14 protein-coding genes are annotated in these 17,801 nt (G+C 41.7%); 5 read left to right on the top strand and 9 right to left on the bottom strand.

Annotated features, from left to right (window positions below; genetic code table 11):
• Positions 1-187: 187 nt before the first annotated feature.
• From EO132_RS16035 to EO132_RS16005, 7 genes are all read right to left on the bottom strand, one after another.
• Positions 188-2,680 (bottom strand): TonB-dependent receptor, encoded by a 2,493-nt coding sequence (locus tag EO132_RS16035; RefSeq protein WP_127138831.1) that lies wholly within the window; start codon positions 2,678-2,680, stop codon positions 188-190.
• Between the two features lie 101 nt (positions 2,681-2,781).
• Positions 2,782-3,273, bottom strand: a complete 492-nt coding sequence (locus EO132_RS16030) for a hypothetical protein (protein ID WP_127138830.1) — start codon at positions 3,271-3,273, stop codon at positions 2,782-2,784.
• 68 nt (positions 3,274-3,341) lie between these two features.
• Positions 3,342-3,683, bottom strand: coding sequence for an arsenate reductase (glutaredoxin) (gene arsC / locus EO132_RS16025; RefSeq protein WP_127138829.1), 342 nt, complete (start codon positions 3,681-3,683; stop codon positions 3,342-3,344).
• Between the two features lie 11 nt (positions 3,684-3,694).
• Positions 3,695-4,796 (bottom strand): peptide chain release factor 2 gene (gene prfB, locus EO132_RS16020; protein WP_127138828.1). Its coding sequence is split into 2 segments (ribosomal slippage): positions 3,695-4,732 and positions 4,734-4,796, totalling 1,101 coding nucleotides; the frame shifts between segments, so codons are not numbered across the junction.
• 53 nt (positions 4,797-4,849) lie between these two features.
• A complete protein-coding gene (locus tag EO132_RS16015; RefSeq protein WP_127138827.1) occupies positions 4,850-5,707 on the bottom strand; it encodes a transglutaminase-like domain-containing protein in 858 nt (285 codons plus the stop codon).
• A gap of 40 nt (positions 5,708-5,747) precedes the next feature.
• A complete protein-coding gene (locus EO132_RS16010; RefSeq protein WP_127138826.1) occupies positions 5,748-6,695 on the bottom strand; it encodes an alpha-E domain-containing protein in 948 nt (315 codons plus the stop codon).
• 4 nt (positions 6,696-6,699) lie between these two features.
• Complete coding sequence (locus tag EO132_RS16005; RefSeq protein ID WP_127138825.1) at positions 6,700-8,166, bottom strand: circularly permuted type 2 ATP-grasp protein; 1,467 nt, start codon at positions 8,164-8,166, stop codon at positions 6,700-6,702.
• A gap of 195 nt (positions 8,167-8,361) precedes the next feature.
• Between EO132_RS16005 and EO132_RS16000 the strand changes: the two genes are divergently transcribed.
• Together EO132_RS16000 and EO132_RS15995 are read left to right on the top strand one after the other, a co-directional pair.
• Positions 8,362-10,764 (top strand): zinc-dependent metalloprotease, encoded by a 2,403-nt coding sequence (locus tag EO132_RS16000; RefSeq protein WP_127138824.1) that lies wholly within the window; start codon positions 8,362-8,364, stop codon positions 10,762-10,764.
• 8 nt (positions 10,765-10,772) lie between these two features.
• Entirely contained in the window at positions 10,773-11,798 is a 1,026-nt protein-coding gene (locus EO132_RS15995; protein WP_127138823.1) for a threonine aldolase family protein, read from the top strand.
• Between the two features lie 62 nt (positions 11,799-11,860).
• On the opposite strand, the gene EO132_RS15990 is transcribed toward EO132_RS15995, so the two are convergent.
• On the bottom strand, positions 11,861-12,187 hold the full coding sequence (locus EO132_RS15990; protein WP_127138822.1) for a YbaB/EbfC family nucleoid-associated protein: 327 nt from the start codon (positions 12,185-12,187) through the stop codon (positions 11,861-11,863).
• Between the two features lie 104 nt (positions 12,188-12,291).
• Here EO132_RS15990 and EO132_RS15985 point away from each other — a divergent pair, with 104 nt between their 5' ends.
• The 3 genes from EO132_RS15985 (at position 12,292) to EO132_RS15975 (ending at position 16,930) form a co-directional block, all read left to right on the top strand.
• On the top strand, positions 12,292-14,430 hold the full coding sequence (locus EO132_RS15985; RefSeq protein ID WP_127138821.1) for a S9 family peptidase: 2,139 nt from the start codon (positions 12,292-12,294) through the stop codon (positions 14,428-14,430).
• Between the two features lie 72 nt (positions 14,431-14,502).
• Positions 14,503-15,543, top strand: coding sequence for a cysteate synthase (locus EO132_RS15980; protein WP_127138820.1), 1,041 nt, complete (start codon positions 14,503-14,505; stop codon positions 15,541-15,543).
• Positions 15,544-15,670: 127 nt separating this feature from the next.
• Entirely contained in the window at positions 15,671-16,930 is a 1,260-nt protein-coding gene (locus EO132_RS15975; protein ID WP_127138819.1) for a cysteate-C-fatty acyltransferase, read from the top strand.
• A 24-nt stretch (positions 16,931-16,954) separates the two neighbouring features.
• Here the strand turns inward: EO132_RS15975 and EO132_RS15970 are convergent, their stop codons facing one another.
• Positions 16,955-17,785: a hypothetical protein gene (locus EO132_RS15970; RefSeq protein WP_127138818.1), complete on the bottom strand. Its 831-nt coding sequence runs from the start codon at positions 17,783-17,785 to the stop codon at positions 16,955-16,957.
• Positions 17,786-17,801 lie beyond the last annotated feature (16 nt).

Below are 17,801 nucleotides of genomic sequence, written 5' to 3'. Positions count from 1 at the left end.
AATAAGATATACGAAAAGAAGCCAATTTGGCTTCTTTTTTATTTTAACCTATTTCATAAAATTAGTTCTCATGGATTTGAGGACTAATTTTTTTTGCTCGGAACTCACGATTTTCAAATTTCATTGAGCATAAAAAAAGCAGCCATATCGGCTGCTTTTCTATTTATGTTTTAAAGTATAACTCCTTTTAATCTTGGAATTGTCCCTCTCCCTCGTCATCGCCAGGGCCGCCGTCCTGTCTTCCTCTTTGGCGTTGCTCTTTGGGCTGGTTGAATCTATAGATGAAAGATAGATTCACTTGTCTTTGTCTCCACTGGAATTCACTGTCCGATGTGAACGTAGGTGTCTGGGTAAATGATCTACGTTTTCTGGAGTTGAACAGGTCACTGGCATTCAATGAGAGTGTGGCCTTATCATCAAACAAATCCTTGCTCAAAGCCAAGTTCATAGAGAACATTGCGTCAGATTCCGTTTGGGCATTCTGTCTAGGTCCCATGTAAAAGGAATTGGCCTGAAGCTCTATTTTTCCTGGTAAGGTAAACTTTGAGCTCAAACGTGCAAAATAGCTTGAGTTGGTGGTTCCATAATCAACACCATTGAACTCTCCATCAGAAGAGAAGGTAAAGAAGTTGAAACTACCGTTCAATCTCCACCATTTGGCAGGATTGTACATTACACCCGCTTCGGCACCGATGCGCTCGTTGGTGGATAGGTTGATGGGAACCCTTCGGATAATCTGGATACCATCAGAAGTAAATTGACCGGTATTTTCAGTAATGAACTCAAAAGATTGTGTTTCACGCTGATAATATACGGAAGATGTGAACGTCAATTTTTTCCATCGCTTCATGTATCCAAGATCAAATGCATTGGCAAAGGCTGGGTCCAAATCCGGATTTCCTTGAAAAACGTTGGTCCTACTGGATCTAGATGGAAAAGGGTTGATGAACCAACCTCTGGGTCTGTTGATCCTTCTGTTGTAACCAAGTGAAATATTCTGTGTTTTAGAAATTTCATAAACAAAGTTCACAGTAGGAAAAAGCCCTAAATAGTTCTTGTCAAAGTTTAGATCTACATCTTCTCCTACAAGCTCTTCTAGGGCCTGACTATCTATCGTTGCGTCCACTTCGCCTCGCATTTCGGTGTTTTCCAAACGCAAACCGAGCAGTACGGAAAATTTACCGTATTTGTTCCCATATTGGGTGTAAAGTGCATTTACATTTTCGTGGTACGTGAATATATTGGTTAAATCTTCGTTGGTAACAAAATTCCCTGTGCCTTGATTGATAGTGTCCAACTGGTAATCGTTCACTTCTTTTTCAAAGGTACCTCGGTAACCCGCTTCAAATTGCGCATCGCCCATAGGCAACACATAATCGATTTGAGCCAAGATATCGTCCTGCTTTTGCTTTTCGTAAATATTTTCCAAAGCGATCAAACTATCACTTGGAATGGTACGGTCTTCACGAATGGCCGTAAGACCATCTTCATTATCGTAAGAGTATTGTAGATCAGCCGTCAATTTTTGACCATCGTCATCAATATTGTTGGTATAGTTCAAAGAGAACTGGCGGCTATTGTCTTTCTCTGCCTGATCTTCTATCCTTATGGTTCTACTATTGATGCTGCCATCAGCAAAACGTTGGTTGTCATTCTCGTTGATGTCATTTTCATCAGACCATCTATAGAAAAAACTACCTGTAACAGATGATTTTTCGGTAATGAAATACTCCATACCAATGTTCACGTTGAACCCATCATCATTTCTACTGATATCCCTGTCTTCAAGGATTCTATCGAATTCACTTTGTTCGGACTGATAGGTGTTGTCATTGTAACCGCCTCCAGGGGATTCCCTATGGTAATATCCAAGCGTGTTGAAAATGTTGAACTTCTCTGTTCTTATATTGAAGTTGGTCGTTGCCCTTGCATTGAAAGGTATACCGCCCGTAAGATTGACGGACCCGTTGATACCCAATGTTTTCTCCTTCTTCAGGATAATGTTAAGGATACCTGCCGTACCTTCGGCATCATAGCGGGCAGAAGGACTGGTAATTACCTCTACCTTTTCAATGGCATCGGCAGGTAGTTGTTGTAGTACGTCAGTAGAACCAAACCCTGCCAAAGCGGAAGGTTTACCGTTGATAAGGATACGAACGTTGTCATTTCCCCTTAAGCTGATGGCTCCTTCCACGTCAACTGCGACAGAAGGAATATTGCTCAAGGCGTCACTTACGTTGCCTCCACTGGTGGTAATATCTTTACCTATATTGTATACTTTTTTGTCCAAACGAACCTCAACAGTGGTTTTTTCTCCGACAACTTCAACTTCTGCTAGTTGTGCAACGTCGGGGGACATGGAAATAGATCCTAAATTGGTGTCAGCATTGTAGGTTTGCCCTTTTCGTGAATATGTTTTGTAAGAAATAAATTCGACGCTGATGTTGTAAGTTCCAGGGTCGGTCTCGATTTCAAAATTTCCATCGAGGTCTGTGATTCCTCCTGTTACCTGATCAGGGCTGTCTGCTTTTTGCAAAACGAAGGTTGCGTATTCCAGAGGTTGACCGGTTTCTGAATCAACCACTTTTCCTGAAATAGTAATGGGTTTTTGGTTTTGTTGCGCTAAGCCTTGGAATGTTGATAAGGTCAATAGCAGCAACGGGATAATTATCCTGTACATAGTTTGATTTTTACGCTGCAAAAATTGAAGTAAAAAAGGAGGGCACGAAATATAAATCCCTCAACAACGTAAATGAACCTGCGAATGACCTTAAAGAAGTGTTAATCCTTGTTCTTCTTCTTTTTCTTCTTCTTTTTCTTTTTTTTCGCCTTGAAATGATTTTCTTGAAGCTCCATAAAGGCTTCGTACTTGTCTTCGGGCAGACCAGCCTTTAATTCAGCATCTTGGCGCCGTTTGATCTTCTCAACTTCCTCCTTTATTTTAAGAGGTTCCAACTCCAAAATCTGAAGTTCTATACGCTGCTGTACAGATTGGACCAATGAAGTACGAACCACAGCTTGCTCAAATGGGTCTAGACCTATTGCTTCGGTAATGGAAGGCATTTGCTCATCCACAATTTCTTCGGCGGTAGGCGGAGTTTCTTCTTTAGTGTTTTCCGTAGGTCCTGCTTGTGGAATAGCACTTCGTCTACCATACATGCTGCGTGATCCATATCCATAAGGAGAACCATAACCGTATTGTGCTGAAATATCATTAATGAACAATACTCCAATAAAAAGAGTTATATAGAATAAGGTTTGCTTACTTTTCATGGGCTAAAGATACTATTTAGGATTAATTTAAGCACCTATCGGGTGTTAAATGTAGTTGGATATCAGAATCATAGCAAGTTGGCTATGTTCTCAGGAGGTCTTCCCACAACTGCTTTTTTACCATTCACAACGATAGGACGCTCTATCAATTTTGGGTTCTCGGCCATAGCAGTGATCACCTCATCATCGGTCAAGGTTTTGCCCTTGAATTTTTCTTTCCAAATGGCTTCTGTTTTTCTTACCAAATCAATAGGGGAGATACCCAGATATTCAATCAAGGTTTTCAATTCCTCTTTGCTGGGAACATCATCCAAATATTTTACAACTTCGAATTCTTTTCCTGATTTTTCCAAGATGGCCAATCCTTCCCTCGATTTTCGGCATCTTGGATTATGGTATATTTTGATCATGACCTATGCTTTTAGTCTTGTTCTTCTTTTTGGCCCATCATCATTAGATAGGCTTTTAAAAATGCATCCAGATCGCCATCCATAACGGCGTCCACGTTTCCTGTCTCTTCCCCTGTACGCACATCTTTCACCAATTTATATGGATGCATCACGTAGTTGCGTATTTGAGATCCCCATTCAATCTTCATTTTGGAAGATTCTATTTCGGCACGTGCCTCCTGCTTTTTGCGAAGTTCTATTTCGTACAGCTGTGACTTCAACATTTTCATGGCCGTGGCCCTGTTGTCGTGTTGAGAGCGAGAATCGGAACAGGATATTTGAATTCCTGTGGGTTTGTGCACCAGTTGAACCTTGGTTTCCACCTTGTTCACATTTTGTCCTCCAGCACCACTGGATCGCGCTGTGGTTATTTCAATATCCGACGGATTTACCTCAATTTCGATACTGTCGTCCACTAATGGATACACATAGACCGAGGCAAAGGATGTATGTCTTTTGGCATTACTATCAAAAGGGGAGATGCGGACTAAACGATGCACCCCGTTTTCACCCTTGAGCCATCCAAAAGCATATTCGCCTTCGATTTCTAGGGTTACAGTCTTAATTCCGGCCACATCACCTTCTTGGTAATTGAGTTCCTTTATTTTGTAACCGTTTTTCTCGGCCCACATCATATACATTCGCATTAGCATGGACGCCCAATCACACGATTCTGTGCCACCGGCACCAGCCGTAATTTGAAGCACGGCAGTGAGTTCATCCCCTTCATCTGAAAGCATGTTGCGGAACTCCAATTTTTCAATGGCTGTTTGGGCCTTGTCAAACTGCTTAGTGACTTCCTCTTCCGATACCTCACCTGCTTGCTGAAACTCCATAAGTACCTCAAGGTCGCCAATCAATGTTTTGGCTTCCTCAAAATCTTCTACCCAATTCTTTTTGGATTTGATGGATTGCATTTGCTTTTGGGCTTCTTGCGGATTGTCCCAAAAACCGGGAGCAAGGGTTTTCTCTTCCTCGTTCTCTATTTCAATAAGTTTGGCATCAATGTCAAAGATACCTCCTTAACGCACCAAGGCGCTCAATAAGATCTTTTTGCTGATCTGTAGTTATCATGTAATGTATTTTGGGTAAAAATAAGTTTCTTTCTGCAGAATACCTTAGGTATTTTACTGTTGTTGTGAAGCTTTTACCTGTACGGTATATTCAGTTTCGTTTTTGCCCAAGGTATAAACGACTCCTTTCAATGGGGCACAATCGATATAGTCCTTTCCGTGACAGACTTTTATGTGATTATGATTGGCCAAGACGTTGTTGGTGGGGTCAAATCCAATCCAACCCACATTGGGTACAAATGCCTCCGCCCAAGCATGCATTTGCGAATCTCCAAAAAAACCATGTCCTTGATGTAAATATCCAGAGACATATCTTGCTGGAACCCCATGGTGTTTGGCTATGGCACAGAATAAATGTGTGAAATCCTGACAGACCCCGTGTCGGTTTTCAATGATTTCATCCAGCGAAGTGTTGACATCGGTAACCCCAGTTTTAAAGTACAGATGTCCATACGCCCAGTGATTGAGCTCTGTCAAGTTTTCAAAAATTGACTTTTTGGGATCAAAGGCGTAGATGGACTTGTGTTCTTCGAGCAGTTGTGTGAATTTCGTCTTTCTGAGATAGGGTTCATAATCTACCCTGAAATCCAAGCTGTCCACTAGTTTTCGCTCTTCATTTATGTCCAAAGGCAAATCAAAATCGAACGGGTTTATTTCTTTTTTGATAAGCTTAAAATGTGCATTGAATTTGATATGGTCCAATTCCTTTTTGGAACGTACCTGTACGGTTTTAAACCCCAGTCCGTTTTCGGAAACGCTGTTTTTCTCGTCAAGGTCGTTTTCAAAATGCCAATAGGTAAGCTCTTGTGTATCGTTCTCTTCCGGGATGACCAAAAACTGCCAAAAGGCCTCGTTAAGCCCCATTTCATAGGAGTTTCGAGTATCATAATCTATTTCATATTCATACAGCATTCGAGTGATTTTCAATCCGGCCAAGTTACTCAAAAAAGTATCAGTAGTTAAAGAATTCTTTCTCCATACTCTCGCTAATTTTGAACATTTTATTAAGGATCATATTCAGGTTTCCTTGGATATCCTCCAAAACTTCGTCTACCTGTTTAAACTGAAATTCTGCCTTTACTTTCCCCACTAAAAATGCCGTGGAACTTTGGGAGTATTCTACCTTTTTGTCGATTTCCAAAATATGCTTGTGCACTTGGTTGATACAGTTCATGAACGATCTTGGACATTTACCATTCAACAACAAGAACTCTAAGGTAGAGGTGCCATTAGGTGTTTTTTTGTACAATCTGCGCATCATATCATAAGATTCTGCGCATTTTAATAAGGTGGTCCATTCATAACTGTTGCCAATAGGATCTTTATAGCTTCCTTTGGCCATGAGGGCATCGTTGTATTTTGTGTTGATGATTCGAGTAATCTGAATGGCCCTTTCAATGTTTACGCCCATCATAATGATGGCATAGACTTCATCATGCAATAGCGTACCTCGGATTTTACCCCGCAGCACCGCAGTAATTTCGGTTATATTGACGGTAAAGTCATAAAGGTTGGTTTTTTTATAGGTCTCCGTGGGATAGTTCATCACAAAGTGATAGAACTTGTTCAAACTTTCGTAAAGCTCAGTGGATATCAAATCACGGGAACTATTGGCGTTTTCACGCGCCACTTTTATGCTACTGATAATGGAATAGGGTTTTTCTGGATTCAGTCCCAAATCATATAGTACTTCTTCCTCGTTCAATTCCTTATCGATGTCCGAAACAGGGTCTCCGACCATGAACAACATGGACTGCAAAACAAAATTCCTTGACTGGGAAAGTTGATTAGGGGCATCCAACGAAGCAAAGTAATTCACATTCATAAAACGGGCAATATGTTCTGCACGTTCAATATATCTACCCATCCAAAATAGGTTGTTGGCTACTCTTGAAAGCATATAGTTATTGTTTTAGGACCCACGTATCTTTGGAACCGCCTCCTTGGGAGGAATTCACGATTAAATTTCCTTCTTTGAGGGCTACGCGGGTAAGCCCTCCTTTTAATACAAATTGTTCGTCTTTGCCAAGCACGGTAAAGGTTCTTAAATCCACATGACGTTGTTCAAAGGATTCTTTCTGATCTATATAAGTGGGGTGGACAGAAAGCGACATAATGGGCTGTGCCACATATTTACGTGGATTGGCCTTAACCTCAGACTTTACCCGTTCAATTTCATCCTTGGTCAGTCGGTTTCCTATGGAAATACCGTATCCGCCAGCCTCGTCCACAGGTTTTATGACCAAGTCCTTGATATTATCCAATACATACTGCAGTTCCTTCGGACGACTACAATGATAAGTATGGACGTTTTTAAGAATGGGCTCTTCGTCCAAATAATATTTTATGATGTCTGGCATATAGGTGTAAATGGCCTTATCGTCTGCAACACCGGTTCCTGGAGCGTTTGCAAGGGTAACATTGCCTTTACGATACGCAGCGAAAATGCCGGGCACCCCCAAAGCAGAATCGGGACTGAATTCCATGGGGTCTAGGAAAAGATCGTCAATTCTTCGGTATACGACATCCACACGAACAGGACCTTGTGTAGTCTTCATGTAGACAAAATCGTTTTCCACAAAAAGGTCGCGCCCTTCCACCAATTCCACGCCCATGGCCTTGGCCAGATAGGAATGTTCATAATAAGCCGAGTTGAACATACCTGGGGTAATTACAACGGTTACTGGTGCATCAACTCCATGAGGTTTTGCAGTTTCCAATAGATGCAGGAGGTTTTCGGCGTAATTGGTTACCGAATGTGTTTTGTAATGGTTAAACACCCCGAACAAAGCTCTCTTTAACGCAGTACGGTTACAGATAACATAGCTCACGCCCGAGGGGCAACGGATATTATCTTCCAACACATAATAATTGCCATCCGAATGTTTAATGATGTCCGTTCCAGAGATGTGGTTGTAAATTTGATTGGGTGGGTCAACCCCCATCATTTGGTGCAAATAGTTGGGAGATGAACTCAAAAGCTCTATGGGCACCACTTTGTCTTTGACAATTTTTTTGTCGTGGTATACATCCCATAAAAAATGATTGAGGGCAATGTTACGTTGGATGGCACCTTTTTCTATGATTTCCCATTCATCCGTAGAGATGATTCTGGGAAAAAGGTCAAACGGAAAAATCTTTTCCTGACTTTGCTTATCACCATATACCTGAAAAGTAATTCCCTGATTGAAAAAAGATGATTTAGCTTTGTTGTTCAAGTTGACATAATCATCAATGGTTCGTGTGCCATACAAGTCCAAAAGCTTCTGGTAAACGGATTTGACATCCCCATTTTTATCGAAAACTTCATCAAACAGGCCATCTTTTTTTATGTAGCTGGAAAAGATGGATTTGTCCTCGGTAGTGCCCATATAGTTTTTCTTTTAAGATAGGTGATTCATTTGGCTATATGGGTTAACATTATTCAAAAATCAATATGTAGAAAAAAGGAATATTTAAAAATAAGCTTCGAATTTTATGAAATTGTGGTTTTGTTAAGTAGGGAAGTTATTGAAGGTTTATTTAAAAGGATTTCCATAATTTTAAAGCAACATTTCAACCGGATTATGAAGAACACGACTACCCTCATCGCTTTATTTTATTTTGTTTGCACCTCGATAGGCGCTCAAACTTTTGAAAAGGCCAAGGATTTCCAAAAGTTTTCTGGCTATTTCGATTTTTTCTATGATGATTCCACGGACAAAATCTATCTGCAAGTAGATGACCTGGAAAAGGAATTTTTATATGTCTATGCACTGAGCAGTGGCGTGGGAAGTAATGATATTGGTCTCGACCGTGGCCAATTGGGCAACGAACAGGTTGTTTTCTTTAAAAAAGCCGGTAAAAAACTGCTTTTGGTGCAGCCAAACTTACAATATCGGGCCATTACGGAAAATGAATTGGAACGTAAATCTGTGGAGCAGGCTTTTGCCAAATCCATTCTGGAAGGTTTTGAGATTGTGGAAGAGTCCAAAGGTAGCTACTTGATAGATTTCACTGATTTTCTTATGCGGGATGCCCACGGTGTTTCGAATCGGTTAAAAAGGGCCAAGCAAGGCTCGTATAGTCTGGATAAATCGAAAAGTGCATGGGCCTTCGATCGCACCAAGGCATTTCCCAAAAATGTGGAGTTCGATGTTACGTTGACCTTCAAAGGAGAGCCACAAGGTGCTTGGATTCGTTCTGTGACACCAACGCCCAGTTTGGTAACCGTAGCTCAGCACCACTCACTCATAGCACTTCCCGATGATGACTACGAAAAAAGAGCGTTTGATCCCCGTAGCGGAGGATATCCCTTTTCTTATTATGATTATGCCACGCCCGTACAGGAATCATTGGTAAAAAGATTCATTAGAAGACACCGTTTACAAAAGAAAGACCCTACTGCGGAAGTAAGCGAAGCCGTTGAGCCCATTGTGTATTATTTGGACAACGGAACCCCGGAACCTATCCGTTCTGCTCTGTTGGACGGTGGTAAATGGTGGAACCAAGCGTTTGAAGCTGCGGGTTACAAGAATGCCTTTCAAATGAAAATGCTGCCCGATGATGCCGACCCACTTGACATTCGTTACAATGTGGTGCAGTGGGTACACCGTTCCACGCGTGGCTGGAGTTATGGAAGCAGTGTTTCCGACCCAAGAACAGGAGAGATTTTGAAAGGGCACGTAAGTTTGGGAAGTTTACGAATTCGTCAGGATTTTATGATTGCTCAAGCCTTGATGAATCAACCTTTTGCCGAACGCGATGATAATTATGAACTGATGTTGGAGTTGGCCTTGGCACGAATTCGTCAACTTTCAGCACACGAAATAGGGCATACGCTCGGTTTTGCCCACAACTTTGCAGCTAGTACCAACAATAGGGCTTCTGTGATGGACTACCCACATCCACAATTTGAGTTGGAAGGAGGGAAAATCACTTTTGACAATGCGTACGATACAGGAATAGGCGAGTGGGATAAGGTAATTGTGACCTATGCCTACTCAGATTTTCCAAGCGGCACTGATGAAGAGGCTGCATTGAATGCCATTTTAGAAAAAGCACAAGATGATGGATTGAGATATATTTCTGACCAAGATGCTCGTCCTTCGGGAGGAGCGCATGCATTGGCCCACTTGTGGGATAATGGTAAAAGTGCCAGCCAAGAATTGGATGCGATGTTGGAAATCCGAAAAAAGGCCATCGAAAACTTTTCCATAGACAATATTAAAACAGGCGAAGCCTATTCCGTTTTGGAAGATGTGTTTGTGCCGCTATATTTCTTCCATAGATATCAAACTGAAGCAGTTTCCAAGGTCATCGGAGGCCTGGATTACAATTATGCCGTTAAAGATGGAGGTCAAACTCCCGTCAAACCTATAAATGAAGCGGTTCAGGAAGCAGCATTGGAGTCCATTCTACAAACATTGAATGCCGAAGTGATTGCCGTTCCCAAGGATAAATTGAACCTTTTTCCACCAAGAGCTATTGGATTTGGACGTTCAAGGGAATCGTTCAAGGGACGAACAGGAGTGAGTTTTGATGCACTCTCCATTCCGGAAACGGCTGCGGATATGACATTGGGACTGTTGCTCCATCCGCAACGTGCTTCCCGGTTGATTCAGCAAAAAAGCTTGGATAAAGGACAAATGGGCTTAACAGAAGTACTGGATGAGACCATCAAGGCTACTTTTGATGTATCACACCGTGATGATTACGAGGCAGAAGTACAGAATACCATCAACTTTAGGGTACTTTATCATTTCATGAACCTTGCTGCGCATGATGATGTGCATCCACAAGTAAATGCCATTGCCAATGAAGCGTTGAACAATCTGAAAACACAACTCTTAAGCAATGGTAAGAATGCCATTGCTGCGGAAATGGTAAAAAGAATTGATGCATTCATGAAAGAGCCTTCAGAATTTAAATTGATACCTGTTGAAAAAATCCCTGACGGTTCGCCTATTGGAATGGACTGCATGGACTAAATAATTATATGGAGATAAACTTGATAAGTGACACGGTCACTAGACCTTCAGCGGGAATGTTGGAGGCTATGATGAATGCGAAAGTAGGTGATGATGTATTTAAAAACGACCCTACGGTAAATGAATTGGAAGCCAAAGTTGCCGAGTATTTTGGTATGGAAGCCGCCCTGTTTTTCCCGAGTGGCACCATGACCAACCAAACGGCCATTAAAATTCATACCCAACCCGGGGACCAATTGATATGTGACAAATACGCTCACGTTTACAATTATGAAGGAGGAGGAGTAAGCTTCAACAGTGGGGTTTCGTGCCGATTGGTAGATGGTCATCGCGGTATGATGACCGCCGAACAGGTAGAAGCCTCCATAAATCCACCCGATTTTTCTCACAGTCCTCTGACCACATTGGTCTGCATAGAAAATACGACGAACAAAGGCGGTGGTGCTTGTTGGGATTTTGAAGAATTGAAGAAAATCCGAAAGGTATGTGATAAGCACAATTTAAAATACCATTTGGATGGCGCCCGATTGTGGAACGCTTTAGTGAAAAAAGGTGAGGACCCAAAAGCTTATGGCAAGTTGTTCGATACGATAAGCGTATGTTTGAGCAAGGGTATGGGCTGCCCCGTAGGTTCTGTTTTGGTGGGAAGCAAAGCCGATATAGACAAAGCCTTGCGGATTCGCAAAGTGTTTGGTGGAGGAATGCGTCAGTCAGGTTATTTGGCTGCGGCGGGCATTTATGCTTTGGACAACAATATTGACCGACTGGCAGAAGACCATAAAAAAGCAGCGGAAATAGGAGGGGTGCTTGAATCGTTGGATTTCATCAAAAAAGTGGAACCTATCGAAACAAACATCATCATATTTGAAATAAATGAGGATAAAATGTCTTCCGAAGCATTTTTGGATCAATTGAACAAAAATCAAGTATCCATCATCGGAATGGGACAAGGTAAACTCAGAATTGTTACCCATTTAGACTATACCGATACCATGCATCAGCATTTCCTAAAAGTTTTGAAAACTTTAGGGTAATTCGTCACTTCGAGCGTAGTCGAGAAGTCTAAAAAGGTCTCGACCGCGCTCGACCTTACATACTACTTCATAAAAGCATCCATGCCAGGAATGTTTGGCATGCCTTCTTTTGCTACAGCTGCCAATTCCGCTTCGTTTACTTTGCTGGCCTTCTCTATGGCTTTGTTCAACGTGAGTACCAAATAATCTTCCAATTGCTCTTTGTCTTCCAGCAGGGAATCATCAATAGCGATGGATTTTATTTCACGATTGGCCGTTAAGGTGACTTTAAGGAGTCCATCGGAGGATTCTTCATCAATCATCACAGTGTTCAATCGCTCCTTGGTTTCTTCAACTTTCTTTTGGGTTTCTTTAATTTTACCCATCATTCCCATTAGATCTCCGAACATATCTTCAAATTTTTAGGCTTGTCGGACAATCGTCCAAACAAGCAATGCATTAATATTTATCAAACCTAAGGTCAAAAGTAGTAAATTGGCTAAAACACTTTCCAATGAAACAAACGAATTCAAGAATTTCTGTTCTGGTTTTATGCCTTATTTTTGCGACCGCTTGCAAAAACAACAAAGAAGAATCCATGAACATAACTCCTCCTGTGGCCCCTAAGCATCCAACGCAACTTGAAAAACATGGCGATGTAAGAATCGATGACTATTATTGGATGAACAATAGGGAAGACCAGCAGGTGCTCGACTATTTGAACGCTGAGAACGAGTACTTCCATAAAATGACCGCTCACACCGAGAAATTCCAAGAGGAACTTTTCAAGGAAATGAAAGGTAGAATCAAAGAAGATGATTCTTCGGTCCCCTATAAATTGGATGGATACTGGTATATTACCCGATATGAGGAGGGTAAGGAGTATCCTATTTATTCCCGTAAAAAAGAAAGCTTGAATGCGGAGGAGGAATTGTTGTTCGATTGCAATCAAATGGCCGAAGGACACGAATTTTTCAACTTAAGAGGTGTTTCCATTAGCCCGGACAATACCATGGCCTCCTTTGGAACGGATACTATTTCTAGAAGACAGTACAATATTCAGGTAAAGAACCTCAAATCTGGAGAGATTTACCCGGACATCATCGAAAACACCACGGGAAGCTCCGTTTGGGCCAACGATAATAAAACGCTTTTCTACACAAAAAAGGACCCTGTCACGCTACGTTCGGATAGGATTTTCAAGCACGTGTTGGGTACCTCATCCGATGAGGACGAACTGGTTTTCCATGAAAAGGATTCCACCTACAATACTTTTGTCTATAAGACCAAATCCAGAAAATATATTGTAATCGGCTCCAGTAGTACGCTTACATCTGAATATCGAATTTTGGACGCAGATGATGCCGAAGGAGAATTCAAGGTGTTCTCCCCACGGGAAAAAGGGGTGGAATATTCCATTTCCCATTTTGAGGACGACTTTTATGTGCTGACCAATAAAGATGGCGCCACCAACTTTAAGTTGATGAAAACTGGCGAAAACAATACATCATCACAGCATTGGAAAGAATTTATACCACACCAAGAGGATGTTTTGTTGGAGGATGTTGAGATTTTCAGGGATTATTATGTGGTAACCGAGCGTAACAATGGCCTCAACCAAATGAAAATAGCCAAATGGGACGGTTCCGACAGTTATTATCTGCCTTTTGATAGTGAGACCTACGTTGCTGGGCCCTCCGTTAACTTGGATTTTGATACCAAAGTCCTTCGTTACTATTACAACGAGATGGGGGAACCGTATGCCATTATCGATTTTGATATGGAAACCCAAACCAAAACGGTAATGAAGCAACAAGAGGTTTTGGGTGGTAAGTTCGATAAGGACAACTATAAAACCGAACGCTTGTGGGCAACAGCGAGGGATGGAAAAAAAGTGCCTATCTCGATTATTTATCACAAGGATACACCACTGGATGGCACCAGTCCGTTGTTGCAGTATGGTTATGGGTCGTATGGTGCTACGATTGACCCTTATTTTTCATCGATTCGATTGAGTTTGTTGGATAGAGGGTTTATTTATGCCATTGCGCACGTTCGAGGTGGTGAGTATTTGGGTAGACCTTGGTATGAAGATGGTAAATTGTTGCATAAGAAAAACACTTTCACCGATTTTGTCGATGTTTCCAAATACCTGATAGATAGCAATTACACGAGTTCAGAACATTTATATGCCATGGGTGGCTCCGCTGGCGGACTGTTGATGGGGGCCATTATTAATATTGAGCCGGAGTTATATCATGGCGTGATTGCGGCCGTGCCTTTTGTGGATGTGGTCACTACCATGCTGGATGATACCATTCCATTGACCACAGGGGAATATGACGAATGGGGCAATCCGAACGAAAAGGAATATTACGATTACATTAAATCCTATTCCCCTTACGATAATGTAGAGGCCAAGGCGTATCCGCATATGTATGTGTCCACAGGCCTACATGATTCCCAAGTGCAATATTGGGAGCCAGCCAAGTGGGTGGCCAAGTTACGCGAGTACAAAACCAATGACAACCTCTTGTTTTTGGATACCAATATGGATGCTGGACATGGAGGAGCATCGGGCAGATTTGAAGCGTTGAAGGAAACCGCAAAGGAATATGCCTTTATTTTGGACCTCGAAGGAAAAGCGCTTTAAAAATAAAATGTTACATTTGCACGGAACAAATTTCTTATTGTTTTAAGAATTGTTCCCTACCTAATACCAGTTATGAAGAAACAGATAAATGCGTACAGCAATATCCTAGACCTAATTGGAAGTACCCCCTTAGTTAAGCTAAACAGAATTACCGCCCCACTTACTGGAAATTTCTATGCTAAACTGGAATGCTTTAATCCTGGACATTCTTCAAAAGATAGAATTGCGATTCATATTATTGAAGAAGCCGAGCGTAAAGGTATTCTTAAGCCGGGTAGCACCATTATTGAGACCACATCGGGCAACACAGGCTTTAGTATTGCCATGGTGAGTATTGTTAAGGGATACAAATGTATTTTGGCCGTAAGTTCAAAATCATCCCCAGACAAGATTGATATGTTGCGTTCCATGGGAGCAAACGTTTATGTTTGTCCAGCCCATGTCAGTGCGGATGATCCACGTTCTTACTACGAAGTGGCAAAGCGTTTGCATAGCGAAACGCCTAATTCCATATACATCAATCAATATTTTAACGAGTTGAACATTGATGCGCACTATTCCAGTACTGGACCAGAAATTTGGGAACAGACCAATGGTCAGATTACCCATTTGGTAGCCTGTAGTGGAACAGGAGGGACTATTTCAGGAATTGCTCGTTATTTGAAAGAGCAGAACCCGAAAATTAAAGTTTTGGGTGTTGATGCGTATGGTTCCGTATTGAAAAAATATCACGAAACCGGAGAGTTTGATCACAATGAAGTGTATCCATACCGAATTGAAGGATTGGGCAAAAACTTGATACCTGCTGCAACGGATTTCAATGCCATTGATAGATATGTGAAGGTAACTGATGGCGAAAGTGCCCATATGGCCCGTAAATTAGCCCATACCGAAGGTATTTTTGCAGGTTACACAAGTGGTGCCGCAACTCAGGCATTGTACCAATTGAACACAGAAGGAGAATTCACAGAGGATAGTAATGTTGTTGTGGTATTCCCAGACCATGGTTCAAGGTACATGAGCAAGGTCTACAGCAACGAATGGATGGAAAATCAAGGGTTTTTCGATATTCAAGATGCTGAAGTACCAGAAGAAATCAAGTACATTAAATAAAACCAGTACCTTACAATACCTCAAGAACGGCGATGAAATTTCATTGCCGTTTTTTTATATATGAACATTTCGTTATGCGAGGTTCATAAAAATATATACTTTTGCATTTGAATCAATATTAAGGTAGATGAGAGATTTATTCGATAGAATCATTGAGAACAAAGGACCTTTAGGAAAATGGGCTTCGCAAGCAGAAGGCTATTTTGTTTTTCCAAAATTGGAAGGACCTATTTCCAACAGAATGAAGTTTCAAGGAAAGGACGTAATAACGTGGAGTATCAATGACTATCTGGGTCTCGCCAACCTACCTGAAATCAAAAAAGTGGATGGGGAAGCCGCATTGGAACATGGTGCAGCTTACCCAATGGGTGCCCGAATGATGAGCGGGCACACCGATTACCACGAACAATTACAAAACGAATTGGCAGAATTCGTTCACAAAGATGCCGCTTACCTATTGAATTTCGGTTACCAAGGCTTTATGTCTGTAATTGATGCTTTGGTGGCCAAGGACGATATTATTGTATACGATGTGGATTGCCACGCTTGTATTATCGATGGTGTACGTTTGCATATGGGCAAGCGTTTTACCTTTAAGCATAACGACCCAGAAAGTTTAGAGAAAAACTTGGAGCGTGCCACTAAATTGGCCAATGAAACCGGAGGAGGAATCTTAGTAATATCCGAAGGGGTTTTTGGTATGCGTGGTGAGCAAGGTATCCTGAAAGAAATCGTGGACCTTAAGAAAAAGTTTCAATTCAGACTGTTGGTCGATGATGCTCACGGATTTGGAACCCTTGGTAAAACTGGTGCTGGAGCAGGAGAGGAGCAAGGCGTACAGGATGAAATTGATGTGTATTTGGCCACTTTTGCCAAGTCCATGGCAGGTATCGGGGCATTTGTTGCTGCAGATAAAGAAATCATTGAGTACTTAAAATATAATCTTCGTTCTCAGATGTTCGCTAAATCATTGCCGATGGTATATGTGAAAGGAGCATTGAAAAGACTGGATATGTTGCGTACCATGCCCGAGCTCAAAGCCAAGTTGTGGGAAAACGTGAATGCACTTCAAAATGGATTGAAGGAAAGAGGGTTTGATATAGGAACGACCACAAGTTGTGTGACCCCCGTTTATTTGAACGGTAGTATTCCGGAAGCGATGGCGCTGGTAAAAGACCTTCGTGAGAACCATGGAATTTTCTGTTCCATTGTGGTGTATCCGGTAATTCCAAAAGGATTGATTCTACTTCGTTTGATTCCAACAGCCACTCACACCTTGAAGGATATCGAGGAAACGCTAGATGCCTTTTCTGCTATTAGGGAACGTTTACAAAACGGAACTTACAAAAGACTTTCAGCTGCCGTAGCTGCAGCAATGGGCGAATAAGAAGCCTATTATATCTTGAAAAATTTAATTGCAGCGGACTTTGTTCCGCTGCAATGCGTATTGGGTATTGCCACGACGCCATCTCCCTTGGCGGACTTCGTTCTCGTTAAATGGATTCAAGCTGGTATCCCCATTGTAATATTGTAAATAGACAGCGGGCTGCCCCTGGTAAGAAACCAATTGCCAAGTCCCTGAATTATTGCCATTGGAAGCGCCTTGTGCATTTCCACCATAATTTCCCTCAACACTGAATGAGCCATCCGTATTCATGGTAAAGGTTCCATTGGCACAGAAATTCACGTAAGTTATGGAGCTTGCCATACTATCATTTACATACGAAGTACGCTGATAAAAAACCAATTGACTCCCTGCGATAATATTCAACAAACCTTGATTGTTCAATTCAGGATATTCACTTGTATTGTTATTCTGGGGTGGTGTAGTAACGGTTCTTTGAGTGTTGGTATTAGTGCCAGCGATGCCGCTGTTGTTTTTCATGTAAGGAGTCAGGTCAAAATTACCTAGGTTATGTAAATCAGAATACTTGTAAAATGGCTCATTGTACCCTGTGGCACGGACACTCATATTGGTACCGTCCAAAGTGGCTTCAAAATCCACGGGGCCATCCAATCCGTAGATCTCACCTGATATACTATTGAAAGACCCTGTGGCCCTAATGGCAAAACTTGTGCCAACAGCTGCCAGCATACCGTGATACTCATCGCCCACACGCTTAAATTGAATGGAAATACTGTTGGAACCGTTAATAAAGGTCCCAATGAAGTTAGAACTTTGTCCAAATGAACTGAATCCTGCCAAAACAATGGCAATCAGGGTAAGTGCAATCTTTTTCATAGCTAATGGTTGATGC

It is taken from the genome of Flagellimonas oceanensis, from assembly GCF_003992595.1.
Classification (GTDB): domain Bacteria; phylum Bacteroidota; class Bacteroidia; order Flavobacteriales; family Flavobacteriaceae; genus Flagellimonas; species Flagellimonas oceanensis.
This window is presented reverse-complemented; position numbering and strand designations above follow the sequence as displayed.

Coding starts and splice junctions, on each gene's coding strand:
- EO132_RS15975 (WP_127138819.1), top strand. CDS start 15,671: ATGAGAGATTTATTCGATAGAATCATTGAGAACAAAGGACCTTTAGGA.
- EO132_RS16030 (WP_127138830.1), bottom strand. CDS start 3,273: ATGAAAAGTAAGCAAACCTTATTCTATATAACTCTTTTTATTGGAGTA.
- EO132_RS16010 (WP_127138826.1), bottom strand. CDS start 6,695: ATGCTTTCAAGAGTAGCCAACAACCTATTTTGGATGGGTAGATATATT.
- EO132_RS16015 (WP_127138827.1), bottom strand. CDS start 5,707: ATGCTGTATGAATATGAAATAGATTATGATACTCGAAACTCCTATGAA.
- EO132_RS16000 (WP_127138824.1), top strand. CDS start 8,362: ATGAAGAACACGACTACCCTCATCGCTTTATTTTATTTTGTTTGCACC.
- EO132_RS15990 (WP_127138822.1), bottom strand. CDS start 12,187: ATGTTCGGAGATCTAATGGGAATGATGGGTAAAATTAAAGAAACCCAA.
- arsC (WP_127138829.1), bottom strand. CDS start 3,683: ATGATCAAAATATACCATAATCCAAGATGCCGAAAATCGAGGGAAGGA.
- EO132_RS15970 (WP_127138818.1), bottom strand. CDS start 17,785: ATGAAAAAGATTGCACTTACCCTGATTGCCATTGTTTTGGCAGGATTC.
- EO132_RS15980 (WP_127138820.1), top strand. CDS start 14,503: ATGAAGAAACAGATAAATGCGTACAGCAATATCCTAGACCTAATTGGA.
- EO132_RS16035 (WP_127138831.1), bottom strand. CDS start 2,680: ATGTACAGGATAATTATCCCGTTGCTGCTATTGACCTTATCAACATTC.
- EO132_RS16005 (WP_127138825.1), bottom strand. CDS start 8,166: ATGGGCACTACCGAGGACAAATCCATCTTTTCCAGCTACATAAAAAAA.
- EO132_RS15985 (WP_127138821.1), top strand. CDS start 12,292: ATGAAACAAACGAATTCAAGAATTTCTGTTCTGGTTTTATGCCTTATT.
- EO132_RS15995 (WP_127138823.1), top strand. CDS start 10,773: ATGGAGATAAACTTGATAAGTGACACGGTCACTAGACCTTCAGCGGGA.